The 23,468-nt window shown below is 37.0% G+C and carries 22 protein-coding genes and 5 tRNA genes; 6 read left to right on the forward strand and 21 right to left on the reverse strand.

Annotation, left to right across the window (positions count from 1 at the left end):
• From rpoA2 to ACKI2W_RS05815, 10 genes are all read right to left on the reverse strand, one after another.
• The coding region (gene rpoA2 / locus ACKI2W_RS05770) for a DNA-directed RNA polymerase subunit A'' (RefSeq protein WP_407380145.1) at positions 1–1,361 on the reverse strand (1,361 nt) is incomplete at its 3' end.
• Positions 1,362–1,372: 11 nt separating this feature from the next.
• Positions 1,373–4,903 (reverse strand): DNA-directed RNA polymerase subunit A', encoded by a 3,531-nt coding sequence (locus tag ACKI2W_RS05775; protein ID WP_407380205.1) that lies wholly within the window; start codon positions 4,901–4,903, stop codon positions 1,373–1,375.
• A 64-nt stretch (positions 4,904–4,967) separates the two neighbouring features.
• Positions 4,968–7,193, reverse strand: a complete 2,226-nt coding sequence (gene rpoB, locus ACKI2W_RS05780) for a DNA-directed RNA polymerase subunit B (RefSeq protein ID WP_407380147.1) — start codon at positions 7,191–7,193, stop codon at positions 4,968–4,970.
• A gap of 12 nt (positions 7,194–7,205) precedes the next feature.
• Complete coding sequence (locus ACKI2W_RS05785; RefSeq protein WP_407380148.1) at positions 7,206–8,789, reverse strand: DNA-directed RNA polymerase subunit B''; 1,584 nt, start codon at positions 8,787–8,789, stop codon at positions 7,206–7,208.
• A gap of 227 nt (positions 8,790–9,016) precedes the next feature.
• Positions 9,017–9,265, reverse strand: a complete 249-nt coding sequence (locus tag ACKI2W_RS05790; RefSeq protein ID WP_407380150.1) for a DNA-directed RNA polymerase subunit H — start codon at positions 9,263–9,265, stop codon at positions 9,017–9,019.
• A 41-nt stretch (positions 9,266–9,306) separates the two neighbouring features.
• Positions 9,307–9,380: transfer RNA gene (locus ACKI2W_RS05795), tRNA-Lys, on the reverse strand.
• Positions 9,381–9,401: 21 nt separating this feature from the next.
• Positions 9,402–9,473 (reverse strand) — tRNA-Asp (locus ACKI2W_RS05800).
• A 130-nt stretch (positions 9,474–9,603) separates the two neighbouring features.
• Positions 9,604–9,677 (reverse strand) — tRNA-Tyr (locus ACKI2W_RS05805).
• Between the two features lie 7 nt (positions 9,678–9,684).
• A tRNA-Pro gene (locus tag ACKI2W_RS05810) sits at positions 9,685–9,759 on the reverse strand.
• Positions 9,760–9,837: 78 nt separating this feature from the next.
• Positions 9,838–9,911: transfer RNA gene (locus ACKI2W_RS05815), tRNA-Thr, on the reverse strand.
• Positions 9,912–10,029: 118 nt separating this feature from the next.
• On the opposite strand from ACKI2W_RS05815, the gene thiM reads away from it, so the two are divergent.
• The gene (gene thiM, locus ACKI2W_RS05820; protein ID WP_407380152.1) at positions 10,030–10,896 is read left to right on the forward strand and encodes a hydroxyethylthiazole kinase; all 867 of its coding nucleotides are present in this window, start codon (positions 10,030–10,032) and stop codon (positions 10,894–10,896) included.
• A complete protein-coding gene (thiE, locus tag ACKI2W_RS05825; RefSeq protein WP_407380153.1) occupies positions 10,893–11,513 on the forward strand; it encodes a thiamine phosphate synthase in 621 nt (206 codons plus the stop codon). Before thiM ends, thiE begins: the two co-directional genes overlap by 4 nt.
• Here the strand turns inward: thiE and ACKI2W_RS05830 are convergent.
• From ACKI2W_RS05830 to ACKI2W_RS05845, 4 genes are read right to left on the reverse strand one after another with little or no spacing between them, the layout of a single operon-like run.
• Entirely contained in the window at positions 11,510–12,727 is a 1,218-nt protein-coding gene (locus ACKI2W_RS05830) for a phosphoglycerate kinase (RefSeq protein ID WP_407380155.1), read from the reverse strand. The two genes, thiE and ACKI2W_RS05830, sit on opposite strands and share 4 nt — an antisense overlap.
• Before the next feature lie 12 nt (positions 12,728–12,739).
• Positions 12,740–13,408 (reverse strand): triose-phosphate isomerase, encoded by a 669-nt coding sequence (tpiA, locus tag ACKI2W_RS05835; RefSeq protein ID WP_407380157.1) that lies wholly within the window; start codon positions 13,406–13,408, stop codon positions 12,740–12,742.
• A gap of 47 nt (positions 13,409–13,455) precedes the next feature.
• Complete coding sequence (locus tag ACKI2W_RS05840) at positions 13,456–14,331, reverse strand: DNA-methyltransferase (RefSeq protein ID WP_407380159.1); 876 nt, start codon at positions 14,329–14,331, stop codon at positions 13,456–13,458.
• Position 14,332: 1 nt separating this feature from the next.
• A complete protein-coding gene (locus tag ACKI2W_RS05845) occupies positions 14,333–15,202 on the reverse strand; it encodes a hypothetical protein (protein ID WP_407380161.1) in 870 nt (289 codons plus the stop codon).
• A 140-nt stretch (positions 15,203–15,342) separates the two neighbouring features.
• On the opposite strand from ACKI2W_RS05845, the gene twy1 reads away from it, so the two are divergent.
• Positions 15,343–16,260: a 4-demethylwyosine synthase TYW1 gene (gene twy1 / locus ACKI2W_RS05850; RefSeq protein ID WP_407380163.1), complete on the forward strand. Its 918-nt coding sequence runs from the start codon at positions 15,343–15,345 to the stop codon at positions 16,258–16,260.
• A gap of 11 nt (positions 16,261–16,271) precedes the next feature.
• Here the strand turns inward: twy1 and ACKI2W_RS05855 are convergent, their stop codons facing one another.
• Positions 16,272–16,529, reverse strand: coding sequence for a hypothetical protein (locus tag ACKI2W_RS05855; RefSeq protein ID WP_407380165.1), 258 nt, complete (start codon positions 16,527–16,529; stop codon positions 16,272–16,274).
• Between the two features lie 97 nt (positions 16,530–16,626).
• On the opposite strand from ACKI2W_RS05855, the gene ACKI2W_RS05860 reads away from it, so the two are divergent.
• From ACKI2W_RS05860 to ACKI2W_RS05870, 3 genes are all read left to right on the forward strand, one after another.
• Positions 16,627–17,040 (forward strand): NfeD family protein, encoded by a 414-nt coding sequence (locus ACKI2W_RS05860; protein WP_407380167.1) that lies wholly within the window; start codon positions 16,627–16,629, stop codon positions 17,038–17,040.
• Between the two features lie 16 nt (positions 17,041–17,056).
• Positions 17,057–17,962 carry an SPFH domain-containing protein gene (locus tag ACKI2W_RS05865; protein WP_407380207.1) on the forward strand — a complete coding sequence of 302 codons (906 nt, stop codon included), beginning with the start codon at positions 17,057–17,059 and terminating at the stop codon, positions 17,960–17,962.
• Between the two features lie 126 nt (positions 17,963–18,088).
• Positions 18,089–18,805: a DUF4012 domain-containing protein gene (locus tag ACKI2W_RS05870; RefSeq protein WP_407380169.1), complete on the forward strand. Its 717-nt coding sequence runs from the start codon at positions 18,089–18,091 to the stop codon at positions 18,803–18,805.
• 53 nt (positions 18,806–18,858) lie between these two features.
• Here the strand turns inward: ACKI2W_RS05870 and ACKI2W_RS05875 are convergent, their stop codons facing one another.
• From ACKI2W_RS05875 to ACKI2W_RS05900, 6 genes are read right to left on the reverse strand one after another with little or no spacing between them, the layout of a single operon-like run.
• Positions 18,859–19,518, reverse strand: coding sequence for a flavodoxin family protein (locus ACKI2W_RS05875; RefSeq protein WP_407380171.1), 660 nt, complete (start codon positions 19,516–19,518; stop codon positions 18,859–18,861).
• The gene (sucC, locus tag ACKI2W_RS05880) at positions 19,519–20,631 is read right to left on the reverse strand and encodes an ADP-forming succinate--CoA ligase subunit beta (protein ID WP_407380173.1); all 1,113 of its coding nucleotides are present in this window, start codon (positions 20,629–20,631) and stop codon (positions 19,519–19,521) included.
• Between the two features lie 15 nt (positions 20,632–20,646).
• Positions 20,647–21,192 (reverse strand): 2-oxoacid:ferredoxin oxidoreductase subunit gamma, encoded by a 546-nt coding sequence (locus ACKI2W_RS05885; protein ID WP_407380175.1) that lies wholly within the window; start codon positions 21,190–21,192, stop codon positions 20,647–20,649.
• Positions 21,192–22,049, reverse strand: a complete 858-nt coding sequence (locus ACKI2W_RS05890) for a 2-oxoacid:ferredoxin oxidoreductase subunit beta (RefSeq protein WP_407380177.1) — start codon at positions 22,047–22,049, stop codon at positions 21,192–21,194. The genes ACKI2W_RS05885 and ACKI2W_RS05890 overlap by 1 nt, the downstream gene beginning before the upstream one ends.
• Positions 22,050–23,180 carry a 2-oxoacid:acceptor oxidoreductase subunit alpha gene (locus ACKI2W_RS05895; protein ID WP_407380179.1) on the reverse strand — a complete coding sequence of 377 codons (1,131 nt, stop codon included), beginning with the start codon at positions 23,178–23,180 and terminating at the stop codon, positions 22,050–22,052. It lies immediately after the preceding gene.
• 8 nt (positions 23,181–23,188) lie between these two features.
• Positions 23,189–23,452, reverse strand: coding sequence for a ferredoxin family protein (locus tag ACKI2W_RS05900; protein WP_407380181.1), 264 nt, complete (start codon positions 23,450–23,452; stop codon positions 23,189–23,191).
• Positions 23,453–23,468 lie beyond the last annotated feature (16 nt).

Below are 23,468 nucleotides of genomic sequence, written 5' to 3' on the forward strand. Positions count from 1 at the left end.
TTACCGGTTTCTTCAAAAGCTGCACGTGCTAAAACACTTGATTTTTCACCACTAATACCATGTCTTCCAATTGATTTTACTTCACCTTCGGAAGTCATGATATCTGCAACTAACATAATGTGTCTTACATCAACAGTAAGACCTTGCTCTGAGAGAGTATTATTCGCTTCGTTAATAATGGATTGACGAGCAGCTTCAATACCTAAAACATCCTCTATTTCACGAATACTGTTTGTGGTGGTTCTTTTGGAATCGATTCCTTCAATAGCCAAAATTTCCTTAAGGTTGGATCCTTCAGTGTGAATAACCCATTCATCATCCTTACGGATAATTACTTTACCTATCTTTTTAACACCACTGATCTGTAAATCACGTACCTTATCCGCTAATAAACGGAGATTACGGATTCTGTGTTTCGCATCACTGGTTTCTTTAGGTTTGATTATAATAAGATTGCCGTCAATTTCCGGCTTATCCTTTTTGAAATCCGCCTGGATTTTTTGAATAATATCCTCTTTAGCGAGTCTTCTTTCATCAATTTTTTTATCTGATAAAGTAGCTTCAACTTGCATTTCAGCATAATTTAAGTTAAAGTCTTCAAGAACATCATTGATGGTACTTTTACCAATCTTATTTGCTAAGACTTTAACAAATTCCTCATCATAACGTTTGTCTTCATCAAAGTAAATATCCATTGTAGGAGTTGCAATATCCTTTCTTGCATCAACAATTTCAATAAGCCTTGGAAGACCCAATGTTACGTTTAACTCAGTAACCCCTGCATAGTGAAAAGTACGCATAGTCATCTGAGTACCTGGTTCACCAACAGATTGTGCAGCTACTGTTCCAACAGCCTCTCCAGCTTCTACACGAGCTCGGTCATAGGCAGTTTTTAACTTGTCCACAAGTTTATCCAATTCTTCATCAGTTAAATCACGACGAACATAAGCGTTAGCCAAATCTTCAACATAACCTTTAGGGAATACAATGTCCTTATCAGTTAAGATATTCAAAATCTTACTGATAATAGATATGTCATTGACAGCAGATTCAAGGTCCGCTTCGGACAATTCATTGGAATTGAATTTATTAAAAATGTTTTTAATATAATAATAATCCAATATTTCTATGTCATTTTCCTCCAAGAGCTGTGAAAATTCAACAAAGTTAATATTATAGGAAATAAGTAAATCATTGACCAATTGGATATTTTTGATTTTGGATATAATCTCTTCGAAAACATCATCGTCAATATCTATTGAATCATAATCCACTAAAATTTCTTTAATATCATAATCATCTGGAATGCAAATATTACGCATTTCCAAAGTATTTTGAACTTTTTCAATTAATTCATCCATATTTACACCCCTTATTTACCTGCCTGAGATGCATTAGATTTTTCTTCTAATTTAATCTCTTCTATGAGTTTATCCAAGTTTGCTGCTATACCAAAGTCACTTTTAGCAGGATCTACTCCATCGTCACCAAAGATTCTTTGAACTACATTACTTTGATTGTCAGTGACAAGTCCGGATGGTTTGACCTGCAAGTCCTGAAGTGCGTTTACAAGTCTTCTTTGCATGTAACCGGATTGTGCTGTACGAATAGCAGTATCTACAAGACCTTCTCTTCCCCCCATAGCGTGGAAGAAGAACTCAATTGGGTCTAATCCTGATTTATAACTTGAGTGTACAAATCCTTTAGCTTTTGCCCCTAACTCGTTTCTTTTGAAGTGAGGCAATGTTCTTTCGATGTATCCTCTGTGAATACGTCCACCCCTAACTGCCTGCTGACCTACACAGGAAGTAATCTGAGTCAGGTTCAACATGGACGCCCTAGCACCTGTACGTGCCATTACAACAGAGTGATTGTGTTCCATAGTCAAGTAATCTTCTGCGATTTCACCGGATTTGTCCCTAGCTTCCCCTAAAACCTGCATGATTCTCATTTCCAAGGTTTCTTCAAGGCTTCTACCAGGTAATGCGTCAAGAATACCTTCATTATAAGCATCAATTAACCTATCTACTTTTTCTTCTGATTTTTGTAAATGTTCATTGATTCTTGCTTGAGCTTCTTCAGGGATTTCTTCGTCATTCAAACTGGTTGTGATTCCAGTTACCATGATTCCGCAGATAGCTAAGTCAGTGGATCTGTCTAAGAACTCTTTAGCTCTTCCAGGACCATATTCTTTAACGATTTTATCCAAAATTTGACCTGACATTGAACCGTATGCCTTTTCATCGATAACACCATGTTTTAGGATACCGTTATCGATTACGACATAAGCATCGATTGGGCATAAGTGTTCATAATCAATGACAGATGGGTCTGGAGCTTCCCTTATGATTCTGTCACATTGTCCGCATTTGGTACAGATTTCAGCTTTGTAAGTTAAATTCAAATTATTAGGTAAAAGTAATGAGAACAGCTCTTTACCAGTCCATTCTTCACCGTTAGCTTTCTCAATGACTGATTCATCAATGCCGTCATCACTGTCAGATGAGTATTTTGCAGTGATTTCATCAGTGACTCTTTTAATTGCAATGGATTTGATTTCTTGTTTTTCTTCATCACTCCATTTGTTTGCTTTAAGACGTTTTGCAATCTCATCTTCAGACAAGTCTAAAGTATTGAGATAAGCTTCTTTATCATCTTTAGTTCCACGAACGTTTTTAGTCTTTTTAGCAATTTCACTTTCCATTAAAAGATCAGCTTGAGATTCAGATTTTTTAAGCAACCATTTTTCTCCATCATTTTCAGGAATCTGCAAGTGAGATTTACGAATAATTTGTAAAGCTTGTTCTTCTGTGAACTTCATTGATTTTCTTGTTAAAAGGTATGCTCCTGAAATGTGGTCGTGAATAGCGCCGATAATAGGTCCACCGAACCTTGGAGATAGGATGTGTTCCTGTACACGCATCAATGATTTTGCTTCTGCACGGGACTCATCGGTCTGGAATACGTGCATGTTCATTTCGTCTCCATCGAAATCTGCATTGTATGGAGGACATACACATAAGTTTAATCTGAAAGTTTTGTAAGGAAGTACTCTTACTTCGTGTGCCATCATACTCATTCTGTGAAGTGAAGGCTGACGATTGAATAAAACCATATCTCCATCTTTCAAGTGTCTTTCTACGATGTCACCAGGTTTTAAGTTTTCCAAAATGTATTCTTTGGTGTCTTCGTTGATTTTTCTTCTGTTTCCGGATTCGCTGATCATATAGTTTGCACCAGGGTGTACGTCAGGTCCGTTTTCGATGTAGGTTTTGATTTCGTCTATATTCCAGTCATTTACGTATGCCGGTACGGTTACTTCTTTTGCAATCATTTCAGGCACACCGACCTCATTGATACTGATGTTTGGGTCTGGTGAGATTACTGTACGTGCTGAGAAGTTTACACGTTTACCAGAAAGGTTTGATCTGAATCTTCCTTCTTTACCTTTTAACCTTTGGGTTAAGGTTTTCAATGGCCTTCCTGATCTGTGTTTGGATGGCGGAACACCGCTGGCCTCATTATCAAAGTAAGTGGTAACGTGATACTGCAACAAGTCCCATAAGTCTTCAACAATCAGTTGTGGAGCACCAGCTTCCATATTCTCAACAAGTCTTTGATTGATACGTAAGATATCTACTAATTTGTGAGTTAAGTCATCTTCTGAACGTTCACCAGTGTCCAAAGTAATTGAAGGCCTTACAGTTACCGGAGGTACAGGCAATACTGTTAAAACCAACCATTCCGGTCTTGCAACTTCAGGGTTGATACCTAAAATGTAGATGTCTTCATCAGTGATTCTTTCTAACCTTTCTCTGATTTCTGATGCAGTCAATTTATATTCACCTTGGTGAATTGTAACCGGTTTGTCCAAAAGAATAGGTTCCTGAATGTATTTCTGAAGGGTTTCTTTGACAAAATCAGGTAGACGTCTTTTAAATTCTGATTCGAATTTTGTTTCGAATTTGGAGTCATAATCGTCTTCCACTTTATCTTTTTCTTCAGTGAATCCTTTGATATCTTCATCATCAGGTTTATTGATTTTTTCAATTTTCTTGTTGATTCTTTCAAGTTTTTTGAAGAAGTTATTTTCCATTGATTCATTGATTGCTTCAAGAGTCTTTTCATCCAATTTGGCATCGAATTTTTCATCAAGTTTCTTTTCAACCTTGTCCAGCTTTTTGGTAAAGTCGGCAACGATTGAATCATTGATGATTTTCTTGAATTCCTCAATCCTTGATTCGCTGTCTTTATTGATGAAGTCATGACTTGCTTCAATGTCTTCTAAAGACTGGTTTTTTCTGCAGTGAGGACAGAGTAATTTAGGATCAATATATTTGAAGTTAGGTTTCTCTTCGCTTTCATCCCTTTCCATGTAAGCTTCCATGTAAAGCTGGTTAAATATGTTGGTTAGGATGTCTTCCCTTTCGATTTGATCGTAAGTGTCATTTTCACTTGGATAAATTTCATCTTTAATCTTATCAACGATGTCGTTCTGTTTAGCATCACTCATTTCAACTTTTTTAGCATCTGCCTGTATCTTTTTCAGGATATCTTCAAGATTTTCCCTGTTTTCAATAGCTTCAGCTAACTTTTCACCATAATCCGCTAAAACATCTTCAGGCAAGAGAACACGTCCGCATTCGTTACAGGTTGAACGTAAGATTTTGTGAATAATATCTCCAAAACCAACATGAAGAACTGGTCTTGCAAGTTCAATACTACCAAAGTGTCCTTGACAATCTCCTCCTCTGACACCACAGGTATGACATTTGAGGGAAGGGTCTAAAACTCCTAAACGAGGATCCATCAAACCGTTCTCAATTGGATAACCGTCAGCATCATAGGTATCTGGAGTTTCAACACGAACAACAGACATTTTACGAATATCCTCTGGAGACATTAATCCAAAGTTAATTCTTTCAATTTTTTTGATAAATTCTTTCAATGTATCGGCTCCTTCAATATTATGCTTTGTCTCCTAAAACTAATTTTGGGAAGATACATAAACTCTTAAGCTCGTCTAATAACAGTTTAAATGCATATGATATTTCGACAGGATAAGTTTCTACATCTCCACAAATTGGACAATATTTTTTATTTCTATTTTTATCTTCAACAGCCAGCATTCCACAATGTTCACAAACGATTGCTTCATATTTATCTGATTCATCTAAAAGTCTTTCTTTTAAGGTTAAAGCTGCACCGTGTGCAATGAGACAGTCTCTTTCCATTTCTCCAAACCTTAAACCACCTTCACGTGCTCTACCTTCAGTAGGTTGACGTGTAAGCACTTGTACTGGACCTCTAGAACGTGCATAAACCTTATCAGTGGTCATGTGGTGTAATTTTTGGTAATAAGCCACTCCGACGAAAATTTCGGCTTCAATTCTTTCACCGGTAACACCGTTGTATAATGATTCACATCCTGCGGATTCAAATCCGTGGTTTAAAAGATGCTGTTTGATTGTCTTTTCAAGTTCCTTGTTGAATGGAGTACCGTCAATACGTTCCCCTTCGAGACAGCCTGCTTTACCTGCAACCATCTCAAGCACCTGACCTACAGACATCCTTGATGGAATAGCGTGAGGATTAACAATTAAATCTGGAACAACACCGAATTCTGTGAAAGGAACATCCTCAGGAGATAATATTAAACCGATTACCCCTTTCTGACCGTGTCTTGATGCGAATTTATCACCAAATTCAGGCTGCCTGGTATCCCTCACTCTGATTTTAGCAAGTCTTGAACCTTCAATTGTTTCTGTTAACAATACTGCATCGACAATACCTTTTTCACCGTGACGAACTGTAACGGAAGTTTCCCTTCTTTTTTCTGAAGCACTTGCCAATTCGTCAAATTCTCCCAAGAATCTTGGAGGAGAAGTCTTACCTATTAAAACATCACCTGATTCAACATATGATTCCGGATTGACAACACCGAACTCATCCAAGTGTCTGTATGCTTCTTCAGAACGGTATCCTTTAATGTTTTTATCAGGAACTTCGAAATTATCCTCCTGACCACCAGGATATCTTTTCTCAGAAGTGTCATAAGATCTGAAGAATGAAGATCTGCCTAATCCCCTTTCAAGAGAACCTTTGTTAATAACCATTGCATCCTCCATGTTATATCCTTCATAACTCATCAATGCAACAACAAAGTTCTGACCGGATGGCCTTAAGTCATAGTTAGTTGAGTCAATAATACGTGTTTTAACGATAGGGGTTTGAGGATGGTGTAACAGATGTGCCCTGGTATCAGTACGGAATGCATAGTTAGATACATATAATCCTAAAGCCTGCTTTGTCATACCTGCTTCCATAGTGTTCCTAGGTGAGGAATTGTGGTCTGAAAACGGAATGATTCCGGCACAAATACCGAGCATTGTAGCAGGGTCAATTTCCAAATGAGTGTGATCAGGATTTAAATCGTTTAATCTCATTGCAATGTATGAATTTTCCTCTTCTTCAGCATCCAAATATTCAATAAGTCCTTTATCAATCAAATCGTCCCAGGACAATTTGCCGTTTGCAACCTTATTGATATGGTCTTCAGTGAGGAGAGGCTGGCCTTCCTTAACAATGATTAAAGGTCTTCTAGCCCTACCAGGGTCATTGAAAATATAAATTTCATTATTGTCTTCATAATAAGTAATATTCATTTCATGAGAAACTTTTCCGCTCCTTCTTTTTTCCCTCATTTCATCAGTGAATTCCTGAGGGTTGTCGCAAGTTCCGAAAAGTTCACCATTGATATAAATTTTAGTTTTTAAACGATTGACAACAGGAATTTCTTCTTCAACAATTACTTCATCAAATTCCTCTTCAATTTCTTCAGTTTTTTCTTCAATGGTGTCAATTTTCTCTTCAGCTAAAGTTGAATCCTCTGCAATATCGTCGACAACAGTTTCGATTACTTCTTTAATATCATTTTTGATATCTAAAAGTTCATGAAAATCCTTGTTGAGTCTGGTATTCCTTTTCAATTTAGGTCTTGATTTAAAGAAACTTTTAATGACTTCCCTGTGCTGAATGATTTCAGCCATTATATCATCATCGCCGCCATTATCAGGATGATTTTCTTCAGCTAATTTATCATAAGCGTCTCTAACTTTTTTAGGAGTAACGATTTTATCGAATCCGAAAAATTGATAAGCCTTTTTTACATCTTCATCAGTATGATTAGTCAACATTTCACCCCATTAAATTAATTCAACATCCATATTTTCAATTACATCTTTAATTTCCTGTTCGTCAGAACCTTCAGAAATATTACACATTAAAGCTAAATTCTTTACCAAACCACAGTTAGGTCCTTCCGGAGTTTCGTTAGGACATATTTTACCAAACTGTGTTGGGTGCAAATCTCTTGCTTCGAAGTGAGGTTGACTTCTGGTTAAAGGAGATACAACACGTCTTAAATGAGAAAGAGTACCCATATAACTTGTTCTATCTAAAAGCTGACTTACACCAGCTCTTCCACCAACCCAGTTACCTGTAGCAATAGCGTGTTTAATGTTTTCAGTTAAAACATCACTACGAACAGCCTGTTTAATGGAAAGTTCTTTACCTCTGGAAATACTTCTTTCAAGCTGATAGCTCATATCTCTAGTTAAATTGGTAAATGCAACTCTGAATAAATCTTCCATTAAATCTCCAGAGACTCTAAGTCTTTTATTGGTATAATGGTCCTTATCGTGAGGTTCTCTTTGTTCATGGATAACTTCAAGTAACATTTCAGTCATTTCAGCCAAATAAGTAGCCTTATCAGCACGTCTTTCTTTGCTGTCACCTAAATGAGGCAATAAATAACGGTCTATTACTTCTTCAGCACGTTGGATACGATAATCCTCAGACATTTTAAATGCAACACGATTTCCGATATACTTGATAGCAGCTGTAGTCAAGTATTCTTCCCTTTCTTCAGGTGAAAGGCTCATCATCTCTTCAGGATCTAATTTGAGTGCCTCTTCAGATACTTGGATATCATCTGCAATAATCATTTGGAAATTATTGTTTGATTCTGAAATTTTAGTAATAATTTGTTGGTCTGTAGATAAACCTAAAGCCCTTAATAAAATAACGAGTGGTATTTCACCAGGAACATATGGGAAAGATACTCTTAAAAACGCTTTATTTTTACGTGGCTTTTTGTATTCCAAAGTAATTCTAGCTCTGAAACCACTTCTGATTGAAGTTACAACAGCTTTTGCATGTCTATCTTCAACATCCTTAACACGTTCAAGAATAACTTTGTTTGGTGCAATCTCTTCCATTGTAACAACAGCTCTTTCGGAACCGTTTACAATGAAGTAACCACCTAAATCTTGAGGGTCTTCATTATGTTCTAATAATTCTTCTGCGTTAAGACCATTAAGATAACAGTAATCGGACTTTAACATTACAGGCAATTCGCCAATGTAAACTTCTTCCAAAGGATTTTCCTCATCATCCTTATTCAATGCCATCTCAAGGTACATGTGTGCAGAATAGTTTAAATTTCTAAGTCTTGCATCAGTAGGATAAATATCACTATTGGAACCATCTGCTTCACGGGTGAAAGGTTTTTTAATATTAACCTTACCAGTTTTTACAGTGTATTTAACCTTCTTGAGCTCACCAGTTTCTTCATCAGTCTCATCGTTTTCAATAACAATAGGTTCACTGATGTCAATGATTTTCTGAATTCTGTTATTCACAAAATCATTGTATGATTTAATATGGTGATCCACTAAATCATATTTATCAAAAAATGCATCAACTAACTTCCAGTTATTATCTGTCATTGACTTCCTCCAGCATTATGTAAACATAATATAAATAAATTAAACAATAAAAAAATAAACATAAATAATTAATTTAACTTATCTATTATTTTTCATCATTATTCTTAATTTACTCCCAACTATCTAATTAAAAGATAATTCATCTCAAACTAATTTATAATGAATTTCTAAAAAAATAAAATACGAAATTAAACAATATAAACTTACTCTAAAATTATATTAATTATCTAACCTTCAATAACAATTCTGTATGAAATAAATTCTCCAGCAGTCTTACTATCACGAGTAATCTTCAAAACATCCCCTGCAGAAACTTCACTTGATTTGGCAAGCTCTTTGACTACAGGATCATCAATTTTAATTTTTGGAAGGTTATTAATATCAAAATCAGAATTCTGTTGTAATAATTCTTTTTCAGATTCTGAAATAACTTCATGCTTTGGTACTAAATTATGTTGTTGAATATCTATTTTCAAATTTTTTCCTCCAGCTAGAAAAGTTAAATATAAAATTAGAACGGGCCCGACGGGAATTGAACCCGCGGCCGCTTGGTTAAAAGCCAAGCGCTCTGCCAGACTGAGCTACGGGCCCTTGAAACGAATGTAATTTAAGCGCCTTGGCCGGGATTTGAACCCGAGTCGCGGGCTCGACAGGCCCGCATGATAGCCCCTACACCACCAAGGCAGGAAACTTAAATTCATGCATTAGTAATAATACACTATTAATTAATTATGATAGTCATCATATATAAATATTTCTAAAAATCTAGATTATTTTAAAAAATGATAAATGACTATGAATAAAAATATTGAAATCCCGCCTGCCGGACTTGAACCAGCAACATTTGGATCTACAGTCCAACGCTCTGCCAAATTGAGCTAAGGCGGGACACGAATGGGACCGCCCGGATTTGAACCGGAGTCTCAGGCTCCCAAAGCCCAAAGGATCGACCAAGCTTCCCTACGGTCCCATCAACATACAACATATTATAATTTACATTTCTTGATATATAAATGTATCTAAATATACATTATTTTTTATCATGAAAAGCCCCGGGCGGGAATTGAACCCGCGACCACCAGATTACAAGTCTGGCGCTCTACCAGACTGAGCCACCGAGGCACATTAATATCAATTAATGTAACATTTTATTATTTATTAAATGTTATTTAAATAGTTTTCGTAAAAAGGAAAAATAAAACAAAATTTTTAAATATTAATTAATTTATAATTAATAATCATGATAAATAATGAAAATGAAATCCTTGAAAAGATACCTGATACATTGAATAAAGTGAAAGAAAAAAATCCGTTAACCCAATGCATTACGAATTTTGTTACAGTAAATGATTGTGCCAATTCTATTTTGGCAATTGGAGCATCACCAATTATGGCTGATGATCCCCAGGAAGTAGCAGAAATTGTTAATATTGCAGACGCATTGGTAATCAATATTGGAACCGTAAGAAAAGAACAAATCGAAGCAATGATAATTGGTTCAAAACAGGCAAATAAAACTAATACTCCTATCGTGATAGACCCTGTTGGAGTTGGAATAAGCGAAATTAGAAACAGTACAACAGTTGATTTAATAAAAAACAATGACATTGCAGCAATCCGTGGTAATATAACTGAAATAAAAACCATATCAAAATTATTTAATGTAATTGATGAGACAAACACTGCAAAAGGAGTGGATGTCTGTGATGATGATATTATAAGTGAAGAAAACATAAAGGCAAATGGAGAGATTATTGCAAAAACCGCTGAAAAATTAAACACAGTAATATTAGCTAGCGGCCCAATAGATATCCTAAGCGATGGAAAAACAACAGTGGCCATTTACGGAGGCGATGAAATGATGCCACTGATAACAGGCAGTGGCTGTATGTTATCATCCATTGTCGGAGGCTGTGTTGGTGCGGCAGATTCATTTGACGGAACTTTACTTGCCATTCTTGCAATGAATAAAGCCGGTGAAAAGGCAAGGGCAAAAGTTGATGAAAATGACTTGGGAACTGGCTCATTTAGAACATTTCTGATTGATGCATTATACAAAACAGATGCAGAAGAGCTGGTAAATGAATCAAAAATTAGGATATTATGAAAAATATAGACTTATCCCTTTATCTTGTAACTGACAACAGTGACGATGAGGAAAAATTTTTAAAAACCATTGAAGAAGCTATTTTAGGAGGAGTTAAGGTAGTTCAGATTAGAGAAAAAACAGCCGATACCTTGGACTTCTATAATTTGGCATTGAAAGTTAAAAAGATTACAACAAAATATGATGTTGATTTGATAATTAACGATAGGGTTGATGTTGCATTGGCAATTGATGCTGATGGCGTGCACGTTGGACAAAGCGATATGCCGTGCGATGTTACCCGCAGATTAATCGGCGAAGATAAAATCCTTGGGGTTTCAGCGGCAACAATCGAAGAAGCAAAAAAAGCAGAAAGCGATGGTGCTGATTATATAGGTACTGGAGCAGTATTTCCAACCGCTACAAAAGATGATGCTCCAAGCGTTACAAAAAAAGACTTAATAGAAATTGTCGAATCAATAAATATTCCAGTAGTTGCAATTGGAGGAATTAACTTGGATAATGCCTGTGAATTAACAGATACTGGAATTGCAGGATTATCTGTAGTCAGTGCAATAATGAGTGCAGACAATCCTAGAAAAGCATCTGAAGAGCTATTAAATATTTTTAATAGCTAATCTTTACTTTTTTTTAAAGCTTCTACAGCAGCTAACTCTTTACCTGCCAACATGCTGATACAGGCTCCGCCTCCACTGCTTAAATGACTCATTTGGTCTTCAAGTCCGAGTCCTGCAGTAGCAGCGGCAATATGACCTCCACCAATCAATGAAAATCCGTCTGATGAAGCCATAGCATTTATCAAATCTTCTGTTCCCATTGAAAATTTAGGATCTTCAAATACGCCCGCAGGTCCGTTTGCAAAAATGGTTTTCGCATTCCTTATTTCATTTGCATAATAAGCAATAGTTTTTACGCCAATATCGAAAATGGATTCATTAGGAATTTCCTCAATGTCAATATCAACCCTTTCGCCGTCGCCGTCAATAGCTATATCAAGAGGATACTTAACTTTATCGCCGAATCTTTCAATTAACTCTTTTGATTTGGCAACCATATCCTCATATCCACGGCTTGCAATGAAATCTCTGTTTACCTGTCCTATGTCGACGCCTGCTGCCCACAATACAATGTTTGCTACAATACCTGTTGTCAATATTGAATCGGCAGTTCCATTGCTCAATACGTTTTCCATCACATCAATGGAATCGTCAGGTTTCATTCCGCCAAGCAGGAATACGCATGGGTGTTGGACATTATCCAGTGCATCCTGAATAACGGTCAGTTCTTTTTCCATGACACGTCCTGCAGCTGAAGGAGTGTTGACAGTGAAACCGACTAATGATGCCTGTGAACGGTGAGCTGCAGCAAATGCATCATTTACAAAGTAATCGATTAATGGAGTGAGTTCCCTTACAAGAATGGTTTTGGATTGTTCTAATGGGGTTCTTGAAAGTGATTCTTCTGAGAAAAACCTCACATTTTCAAGTAAAAGAATTTCATGAGATTTTAAATTACGAATAGCTTCTTTTGCAGAAGATGAAAATAGGGAATCTACATATTTGACCTTTAAATTTAAAATATCAGATAATGCTTCAGCATGCTGGGATAATGTGGTGAAATCCTTTTTGCCGGGACGGCTCTGATGTGCAAGAATGACAACGCGAGCCCCTTTATTTGACAGTTCCTTAATTGTCTGGGCATGTAATTTCAATCTCGTGTCATCCAAAATAATTCCGGAGCCCGGATCTACCGGAGAGTTTACATCAATACGCACTAGTACAGTTTTATCTTCCAGATCAAAATCATCTATAGTATTAAAATTAACAGACATACTCCCACTCATCTATAATTTACTTACAAGGTCGAGCAATGCGTCCTTTGGACTTTCAGCTTTGACAATTCCGGAAGCAAGCAATACGCCATCTGCCCCCAAATCCATAGCTGCTTTCATATCATCACCATTTGTGATTCCTGCACCGCATAAAACTTTAACATTCTTATTGATTGCCTTTACACCTTTTACACTATCTTCCACAACTTCAGGTTGTGCTTGAGACACTGGTATTCCTGTTCCGATAAGTTCAGGCGGTTCTACAGCAACGGCATCAGGATTCAGACTGGCCACAGCCTTACTGGTGGCGATGTTATTAGTGCAAACACAGGATTCTATGTCATTTTGCCTGCATAACTGAATAACTTCGTCAATGTCTGCAAGCTGCATTCTTTTTTCAGAATGGTTAATCAGAGAACCTGAAATTCCTGACTCAACCAATGTTTCAATCAGGTTTCCTCCGGTATGTCCTCCCGGAGAAATCGGATCAATATGCTGAGCAAAAATAGGAAGGGAAGTTTCGTCACTAATCCTGTAAATATCAGCGGCTTGAGGAACAGCAACCATTGTAATGCCTGACTCCGCAGCAGCACTCTCCAAATCCCTTGCAAGATTCAAAGCATTTAAACCACTAGATTCCAAATAAGTTTTATAATTTAATATCACTATTGGCGTATTCATATTATCCCCATTATTAACTTATTATAATATATATTTGGAATACATTATTAAAAAGACTTATGATTGGAAATTCTTCTTTTAGACAAGTCAATATAATCCTTATTAATATCATAACCGATATAATTTCGATTATTTTGAATAGCCGCAAGACAAGTAGTTCCACTACCGCAAAAAGGGTCTAAAACCACATCATTTTCATAACTATACAAATTAATTAATCTATGAGGCAGTTCAACCGGAAACGGAGCAGGATGGCCTATTCTTTTGGCATTGACGGCAGGAAATGTCCATATGCTTTTTGTCCATTGGATGAAATCATCTTTTGAAATTGTGTCCATTTTGCTTTGGGCCTTGTTTTTTGAATAGGATTCCTTTGAAAAGACCAGAATGTATTCATGGTAATCCCTCAAAACGGGATTTGATGCTGACATCCAGCTTCCCCAGGCACAGGATCCTCCGGCACTGGCAGATTTGTCCCAGATTATTTCGCCTCTCATCAGAAAACCCAATTTCAGCATGATATTGATTACCAGCATATGAAGAGGAATATATGGTTTTCTTCCTATATTGGCTATATTAACGCATGCTCTTCCTCCTGTGACCAGTTTTTTATATGTTTCACCGAAAACAGAGGTCAGAAGCTTTTCATATTCCGGCAATGTCAGGTCATTATCATATTCCTTTCCAACATTATACGGAGGTGAAGTAATCATCAGATGAATGGAATTGTCCGGAATTTCATCCATGTTTTCACTTGATTTTGCATATAACTTATTTAAATCCTTTTCAGGTATTTTAGTTTCTTTATATTCAATTTTTTTGGGAATTTCAAACTCTTCAAAAAGTTTTGATGAATAGAATTCTTTTGAATCGTGGCTTTCCCTCAAAACTGAACCGAAAGAGGACGTTTTTGTTTTTCTCATATTAAGACCCGTTTATTAACTTTAGAAATTTCAAACCTTTTTCCCTATAGGTATTTTCAGTATTTGCCATTTCAATTATCTCTCCCAACTGCTCAGGACTTTCCATTCCCGAGAAGAAATTGAGGTTTTCATTGAATAATAAGTTAAGATTTAATTTAAGTTCATCAACATCATCAAATCTTATGAAACCCTTATTTGGAGTGATTTTACGAGTATTTCCATGATTTAACGGAAATGGATTCAGTGACCAGAATCCCTGGATAATACCCGCATTTTTTAGATAGTCAGCCTTTTTGCAGAAACCATTGGACAGAGGAGCATTTCCAATGACAACCAATGGTATTTTGGAGGCTTTCAGGGAGGATACCCTAATATCGATGCATTTGCCTATTGCCTTTAGAATCGAATCCGAACGGGTGAAGCTTGGCTTTCCCTTGTGCATTCTATAGTCACCAATTTCGGTTAATGAATTTGATTTGATGTCATATTCCCAATTCCAGACAACAGACATTTTAACTTCAAATATTATTTTTACATCCTCAGGCCTTAATACTTTCTTATTTCTGCTTGCAATAACCACGTCAGCGGGGGATTTATATGAAATTCCAATGGCCGGAATCTGTGCCTGCCTGATGACGAAGAGATTTTCATCCGAAATAATTTTTCGGAAAAGATCAGCGACCCATTTTTCACTGAATTTTCCAATCAGAGAATTTCTAGACTGCAATGTGGTTTTCTTGCCTCTATAACTTTTGGGCCAATATGCAACGAATCTGCCGTCATCCGTTTGATTGAACAGCTGTTCGGGAGAAGCAAAGTTGCTGCATTGGCTAAAAAATAATTTTTCTTGATTTTTGTTCCATAATTTCATGAATATTAACTAGATAATTAAACATTAATATAGTTAACTTATGAATCATTGAATAATTTTCACATCAAGGCAATATTGATGTCATCTTGTAAAAAACGAAAATACTAATTACTAACAAAACTAAAAATAAGTGTGATTTTATGTCATTCAATAAGAGCCAACTGGAAAAACTAGAGAAAAGCGGATATAGGTTTGTAGGAAATCACGGTCATGCTGCAGTGAAAACTTGCCACTGGACTCGCCAAAGCCTTGTGGACAAGGGAGTCTGCTATAAGGAAAAGTTCTACGGCATCGAATCCCACAGATGTCTTCAGATGTCACCTGCAGTTCCAAATTGCCAGCAGGAATGTGAATTCTGCTGGAGAGATCTGACATATACCCAAACCCAATGGGAAGACGAAGAGTATGATGACCCAAAAACAATAGTTGACGGAGCTATTGAAGCCCAAAATAACCTGTTGTGCGGATATTTCGGTAATGACAAGGCAAATCCCAAAAAGCTGGAAGAGATGAAAAGCCCTACAAATGCCGCAATTTCACTGGCAGGCGAACCGACGCTTTATCCAAAAATCGACGAACTGATTGGAGAGTTCAACAGAAGGGACTTCACCACATTTGTCGTCAGCAACGGCCAGTGCGTTGACAGATTAAGAAACCTTGAAAATGATCCTTATCAACTGTACCTTTCCTTAGATGCACCTACAAGCAAAATATATGAAGACCTGTGCAGGCCAAGAATAAATGATGCATGGAACAATTTAAATGAATCACTTGAAACGCTTTCCAGTTTCAGCTCACGCACATGCATAAGAAACACCTGCGTTAAGGGAAGAAATATGGTTAACCCTGAAATGTATGCCAAGCTGATAGATAAGGCAAACCCGGATTTTGTTGAAGTCAAAGCATACATGTTCGTCGGATCATCCCGTGAAAGGCTGACCCTTGAGAATATGCCGAGATTCAATGAAGTGAAAGAGTTCGCCCAAAAAATCGCACATGAATGCGGCAGAGAAATCACAAACGAGTCCGAAGTAAGTCGTGTTGTTCTTTTGGAATGAAAAAAAATAAATTAAGGGTTGACTGCCTCATCAGCAGCGCCCATTGTAACCTTAATGCTGTCTGAGAGATTAATTTCCGAAATCTTTTTTGAAGATTCCAGCTTAGCCATATAATAAGCCTGAGCAAAATTCATAGTGATGAATATCACTTCTTTGAAATCCAAAATAAATTCATCTTCAGGGATTTTATTTAAAATATCGACCAGTTCTGTTGCAATATCACTGGATTCTAAATGCGTACCAAATTCAGCACCTATATTAATAAGCATAATTCTCACCTATACAGATATTTAACTTTCATCATTAATTAAGATTTTTTAGAAAATGTTAAATACATTCAGAAATACTATAATTAATTGTGATATTATGGATATTCTTATTTGGATATTTATAGCAGCTGCATTTATCATACTGGAATTAACCACAAACACCTTCGTATTAATCTGGTTTGGCGTAAGCGCACTTGTATCAGCCGCTTTGAACTATCTTGGCTTTGATGTTTACATTCAGTTTTGCGTATTCATCATCTTGTCAGTGATATTGATATTTCTTACAAGAAAATTTGCAGTTAAAGTGACAGAGGAACCGACAAAAAAGGCCACATCAGAAAGATTAATCGGAATGCGGGCAACCGTCATTAAAAAATTAGGAGATAATGAAGCCATCGTTAATGTTCGTGGGGAAAAATGGAGTGCGATAATTCCGGATGAAGTTGATGTGAACGATACTGTAAAAATAACGGCAATAGACAGTATCAAACTAGTAACTGAAAAAATTTAAGGAGATGAATTGGATGATAATTGAAATCATGATACTTGTAGTGATAATTTTAATTATAATCGGATTGAAGTCCGTTAAAATTTTAAGACCATATGAGAAAGGAGTAATTGAAAGACTGGGAAAATACAGCAGAACAGCAGAAAGCGGAGTTGTTATTTTAATTCCGTTCATTGAGACAATCCAAAAAGTTGATTTAAGAGAACAGGTCGTTGACGTTCCTCCTCAAGAGGTCATTACAAAAGACAACACTGTGGTTGTTGTTGACTGCGTAATCTTTTATGAGGTTGTAGACGCCTTCAATGCAGTATATAATGTCGTTAACTTCTATCATGCGATAACCAAACTTGCACAGACAAATCTGAGAAATATTATTGGAGATCTGGAACTTGATGAAACATTGACCTCCCGTGAAATGATCAATGCGGAATTGCGTGAAGTTTTAGATGTTGCCACAGACAAATGGGGAAGCAAAGTGGTTCGTGTTGAAATTCAAAAGATTGAACCTCCCCAAGACATCGTTGAAGCCATGAGTAAACAGATGAAAGCCGAAAGGATGAAACGTGCATCCATTCTTGAAGCTGAAGGATATAAGCAATCCGAAATCACCCGTTCCGAAGGGGATAAACAGGCAGCAATCCTGGAAGCAGAAGGTAAAGCAGAGTCCATTAAAAAAATGGCTGAAGCGGACAAACAGGCACAGATACTTAAGGCTGAAGGTGAAGCAGCGGCGATAGAAAAAGTCTATAGTGCAATTCATGACGGAAAACCTGATGACGGACTGATAGCTATCAAATACCTGGAATCACTTGAAAAAATTGCTGACGGCAAATCAAACAAAGTATTCCTGCCATTGGAATCAAGCGGTGTTTTAGGGTCTGTTGCGGGAATAGCTGAATTATTTAAACAAGACAAAAAGGAATAATTTCCTTTTTATCCTATTTTTTGTTAAAAAATATTTATATAGCTTAATTTACATAGTATAATAATATAAAATTTACTTTTATATGATAATCTGATTCTTTAATTAAACGGAGAATGTGAAAATAAAATGAGAAGAAGAAAAAAGCTGATAATTGCCATACTTTTAGTTATTCTTATCGGTTTATTAACTATTATAGCTGGAGCACTTATGGTTGGTCCTGATTTAACTGAAGAAAGTAAAAACATTCTGGTTTTAGCTTCAGACAAAACAGAACAACCAAACGGTGCTGTGGATATGGCATTTATGGTTCACTTAGAAAATGGATCCTTGCAAAATTATACGCCAGTATATCCTGGAGGTAAAGCACACCCTACCCAGTCCGCTCCCGGTGGACTAAGCGGAAGAATGCTATTGCACGACTGTCTTTGGGATGGAGCAAAACAGGGTATGGAATATGCAAAAGAAATCGTGGAATATAACACAGGCATGAAGGCAGATGCTGTTGTTATCGTTTATACTGACGGTATTGATGCAGTTATTAACTCAGTTGCACCTCTTGAAGTGGATGGTGAGCCAACTAACCTAAGTGCCGAAGATATTATACGGGAAAATGATGCATATAACGGATATGCCGGAAATGAAAATGTTCCTGGAACCATGTCAAGGGGAGATGCAGTAATGGTTTTAGTTAAAGCCCTTGCTCAAGCTGCACAAGATCCTAACAAAAAGAGCACAATGGTTCAAACCGCATTAGACCAATACTCAAAAGGAAATATCCTAATGCAGCCTGAAGGTTCATTTACCAGATTACTTGCTACAAAAGGATTTGAAACTTTATTATAATCTTTAAAGAATTAATTTCTTTAAAGAACTTTTTTTATTAAAAAAATAGAAGACTAATCACCGATAGCTCTTTTGGCTATATTCTGACCAATTTTAAAAGCGGATTGTAAATCTTTTGGAAAACGTGTTTCACGAATAGTTCTTCGCTGCTTTTCATCAAAAATGTCAGAGACATATCTTGAATAGTCCTTGAACTGATATGTTTCATGAACATAGAGATGCTCTGGTTTTGTAAATATCCTCTCCAGAGTATCCTCATATCGGCCAAACAAATCATGATAGCCTGCCAGATAAGAGGACTCATCTGAAACATTCATCGTGTATATGCATGCCAGAGGCATTCTCTTGTGTTCTACCGTTTCAACGGCACTGTAAGCTAGGAAAGGAAACATGAATCTTTCCAAAAAACATCTCATATTTCCAGTCAAATCACCGAAGTAAACAGGTGAACCTAAAATTACTCCGTCAGATTGAGTAATTTCATTTAAAATAGGTTTAAAATCATCATTATAGACACAACGACCATAATGACGACCATTTCTTTTTTTACAGGCAAAACAGCTTTTACAACCATTGAAAGGAATGTCATATAAATCCACTCTTTTAACCTCGGCCTGCGGAAGAGCGGATTTTATTCCTTCAAGAGATTTGTCCAAAAGCTGCGCCGTACTGAAAGCTTTTCTGGGGCTTCCGTTAATAGCAAAAAATTTCATTTATTTCGCCTTAAGTTCATTGCATAAATCGACTGCCTTTTTAGCGGCCTTTTCCATGGAAATCTCATATGGAATGCCTGCCTCTTCAAGAAGTCTTTGACCTTCTTCCTCGTTGGTTCCGGTCAGCCTAATTACAATATGTATTTCCCTGTCTGAATTTTCCAATGCCTTGATGACACCACGGGCAACATCATCAGCCTTGGTAATACCGCCCAAAACATTTAAAAAGACTACTTTAACAGGATCATAGTTTAAAACAATGTTTAATGCCTGATTGATAATATGTTCTGATGCTCCACCACCAATATCCAGGAATGTTGCTGGCTCTCCGCCATTTAACTTAATCATGTCCATTGCAGTCAATGTCAGACCTGCACCGTTACCGATTACAGCAATGTCACCGTCCAATTTGACAAAGTCCACTGCTTTCTTCTTATAGTGCAGCATGTTGACCAGGTCCTGGTGTCTGTACAATGCATCATTTTCAACTTCCATTTTAGCGTCGGCGGCAATTAATCCGTCTGGAGTTAAAACCAGAGGGTTGATTTCTGCAATTTCACAGTCATACTTATCGAATACATTATACAATTTCCAGATGACATCTCCCATTTGAGGGATTAATTCGGAAGGAACGTCCATTTTACGGGCGATTTCACGAGCTTCATATGGCAAGAAATCGATTAAAGGTTGAGGATAATATTTAATGATTTTTTCAGGATTTGTTTTTGCGAGATTTTCAATTTCAACCCCACCTTCTTTACTTACCATGATTAGCGGCCTTTTTTCTGACCTGTCAATGGAAATACTTAAGAAATATTCATTGATAATGTCTGCTTTTTCTTCAATTAAAAGGTGTTTTACCTTTTCACCTTTAATTTCCATTCCTAAAATTTCATCAGCAACTTTTAAAGCTTCACCAGGGTTGTCTGCGAATTTTACACCACCCGCTTTTCCTCTTCCCCCGGTTAAAACCTGTGCCTTAACTACAACAGGCACTCCCATTTCTGAACAGATTGCTACAGCCTCTTCCGGAGAATATGCAACATTTCCTTCAAGGATGGAAATACCCTCTTGATTAAATACTTTTTTTGCTACGTTTTCGAAAAACCTCATAATATTCACCTATTTTTAAACTAAATTATATCCCGCTTCAAACGCCTTGATATTTTTCTCTTCGGTTCCAGCAGGAACGCTGTCCTTAATAGCTTCAATAGCAGCTTCCTGAGATATAACTTCAGTGATTTTTGTAATAGCTCCAACCATAACAATATTGGCAACGATTTTAAGACCGATTTCATCGTTTGCAGTTTGGGTTGCAGGAGCTTCATAAACTTTAATGTTATGCTGATCTATGAATTCACGAACATCTTCCACATCCGTAGTTCCCGGATCAACAATCAAAGTTCCTTCATCTTTTAAATCAACAATATACTTAATTAACGCTTCATTAGACATGGCCACTAGAATATCCGGACTTTGCACTTTAGGATAATCGATTTCAGTGTCGCTGACAACAACTTCACATTTTGAAGCTCCCCCACGAGCTTCAGGACCATAAGATTGAGTTTGAACAGCTTCATTTTTATCAAAAATACTTGCAGCCTTACCAACAATAATTCCTGCAAGAATTACTCCCTGACCTCCAAATCCACCGATTCTGATTTCAGTTCTCATTATAACTCCTCTTCATAAGCTGAATTGATTAAAGTTTTCTTACCAAATTTCTCTTCACTAATTCTTTCTATATTGTCTGTAAATTCAGGTCTTTGTGAATTAGCGAATTCTCCAACGACTATTTTTCCTTCCAAGTCTTTTTTCCTCATCCTATCGGCAGCTGACTTGAATACTGTATTCATTTTTAAAGTGACTGCCATTGCCGTTGGAGTTCTGAGTTTATTTTTACGGCCATAATAAGTCGGACATTGGGTTACGACCTCAATGAATGAGAAACCCGGATTTTTAAGACCGTCCTTAATAGCTGTTACCAGGCTTTCAATCTGGATTGTGGTCCATCTTGCAGAATATGTTGCGCCTGCGGCAGCTACAAGTTCCGCCAAGTTAAATGGAGTATCCATATTTCCATATGGTGCTGTAGTTCCAAAACTTCCTTTAGGAGAAGTAGGGCTGATTTGACCACCAGTCATTCCATAAATATTATTGTTGATACAGATAACAGTCAGATTGATGTTTCTTCTGGCGGCATGAATCAAATGGTTACCGCCTATGGATGCGCAGTCACCGTCACCTGTGAAAACTACAACATCTAAATCCTTATTTGCGGTTTTTAAACCGGTTGCAAAACTCAATGCTCTTCCGTGAGTTGTATGGAGGGAATCACAATTCATATAACCTGGAATTCTTGATGAACATCCGATACCGGAAACCATTGCAATATTGTCAAAGTCCATTTCCGCCTTTTCCATTCCCTGCAGGAAAGCATTCATAATGGTTCCGTTTCCACATCCAGGACAGAATATGTGAGGAAGCCTGTCCTCTCTCATATATGGAGTGAATTTATTTTTCTCAGACATTTAATTTCCTCCTATTTCATTGATTTTAGATAATATTTCATCAGGAGTAGGCATTAATCCGCCAACTTGTCCCATAAGATAAACATTGGCATCCCTTCTCAGGACACGGTCAACCTCATAAAACATTTGACCTAAGTTCAATTCGACGACAAGAACACTTGATGCGTTTTTAGACAATTCCTTAACCTGTTTTTCAGGGAAAGGCCATGGAGTATTAAGTTTAATGTAACCTACTTTCTTGCCTTCGGCCCTTGCTTTTTCCACAGCTTCTGAAGCAGACCTTACAGGAGCACCATAAGATATGATGACAACATCGGCGTCTTCACAGTATTTGGACTGTACGGAACAGATTTCATCCCTGTTATTCAGTACCTTGTCGCATAATCTTTGAACCAGTGCGTCATGAGTTTCAGGATCATTTGTGTCAGGATAACCTCTTTCATCGTGAGTTAAACCGGTTACATGGATATTGAAACCTTCACCGAATGCAGGCATAGGATTGGTACCGTTTTCAACATTTTTGAAAGGTAAAAAATTATCTTTATCTTCAGGCATTTTCCTTGCAACGATTTCAATGTCATCTTCAACGGTGATTTTTTCCCTCATGTGTCCAATGATTTCATCAGCCATGACAAATACCGGAGTTCTATACTGTTCAGCCAAATTGAAAGCTCTAATTGTAAAATCAAAGAATTCCTGAACGCTTGAAGGTGACAATGCAATTGGTTCATAATCACCATGTGATCCCCAGCGGGCCTGCATCATATCGCCCTGAGCGGCCATTGTAGGCTGACCTGTTGAAGGTGAACCTCTTTGAACATCCACAATGACTATAGGGGTTTCAGTGATGAATGCATAACCGATATTTTCCTGCATCAATGACAAACCAGGCCCTGATGTTGCGGTCATTGATTTGGTTCCTCCCCAAGAACCTCCGATAATTGCACCTGCAGATGCGATTTCATCTTCCATTTGAACAAAGGATCCCCCTACTTTTGGAAGTTCACGTGATAAAGTTTCTGCAACTTCAGTGGATGGAGTAATAGGATAACCTGCAAAAAACCTGCAACCAGCTTTTAGTGCGCCTTTAGCGCAAGCTTCATTTCCTTGAATAAAAAATTCTTCTGACATATTAACACCTATTTTCTCCCATTTGAAAATTTAGGATTGAAAGAATTGTCTTCCTTATCAACCCACCAATTTTTATTGATATCTACTGTGATAGCCTGGTCAGGACAAATTACCTCACAAACACCACAGCCGGTGCATCTATCTTCAAAATTAACGTAAGGAAGCTGCACTCCCTTCTTGTTAGCTTCGGAAGATATTGCATAAACATTCTTATAACACATAAATAAGCAAAGGTGACAACCTTTACATAAATCTTCATTTATTATAATCAAATTTACAATCTCCTAA

Source organism: Methanobrevibacter sp. (assembly GCF_045603845.1).
In the GTDB taxonomy this organism is placed as follows: domain Archaea; phylum Methanobacteriota; class Methanobacteria; order Methanobacteriales; family Methanobacteriaceae; genus Methanocatella.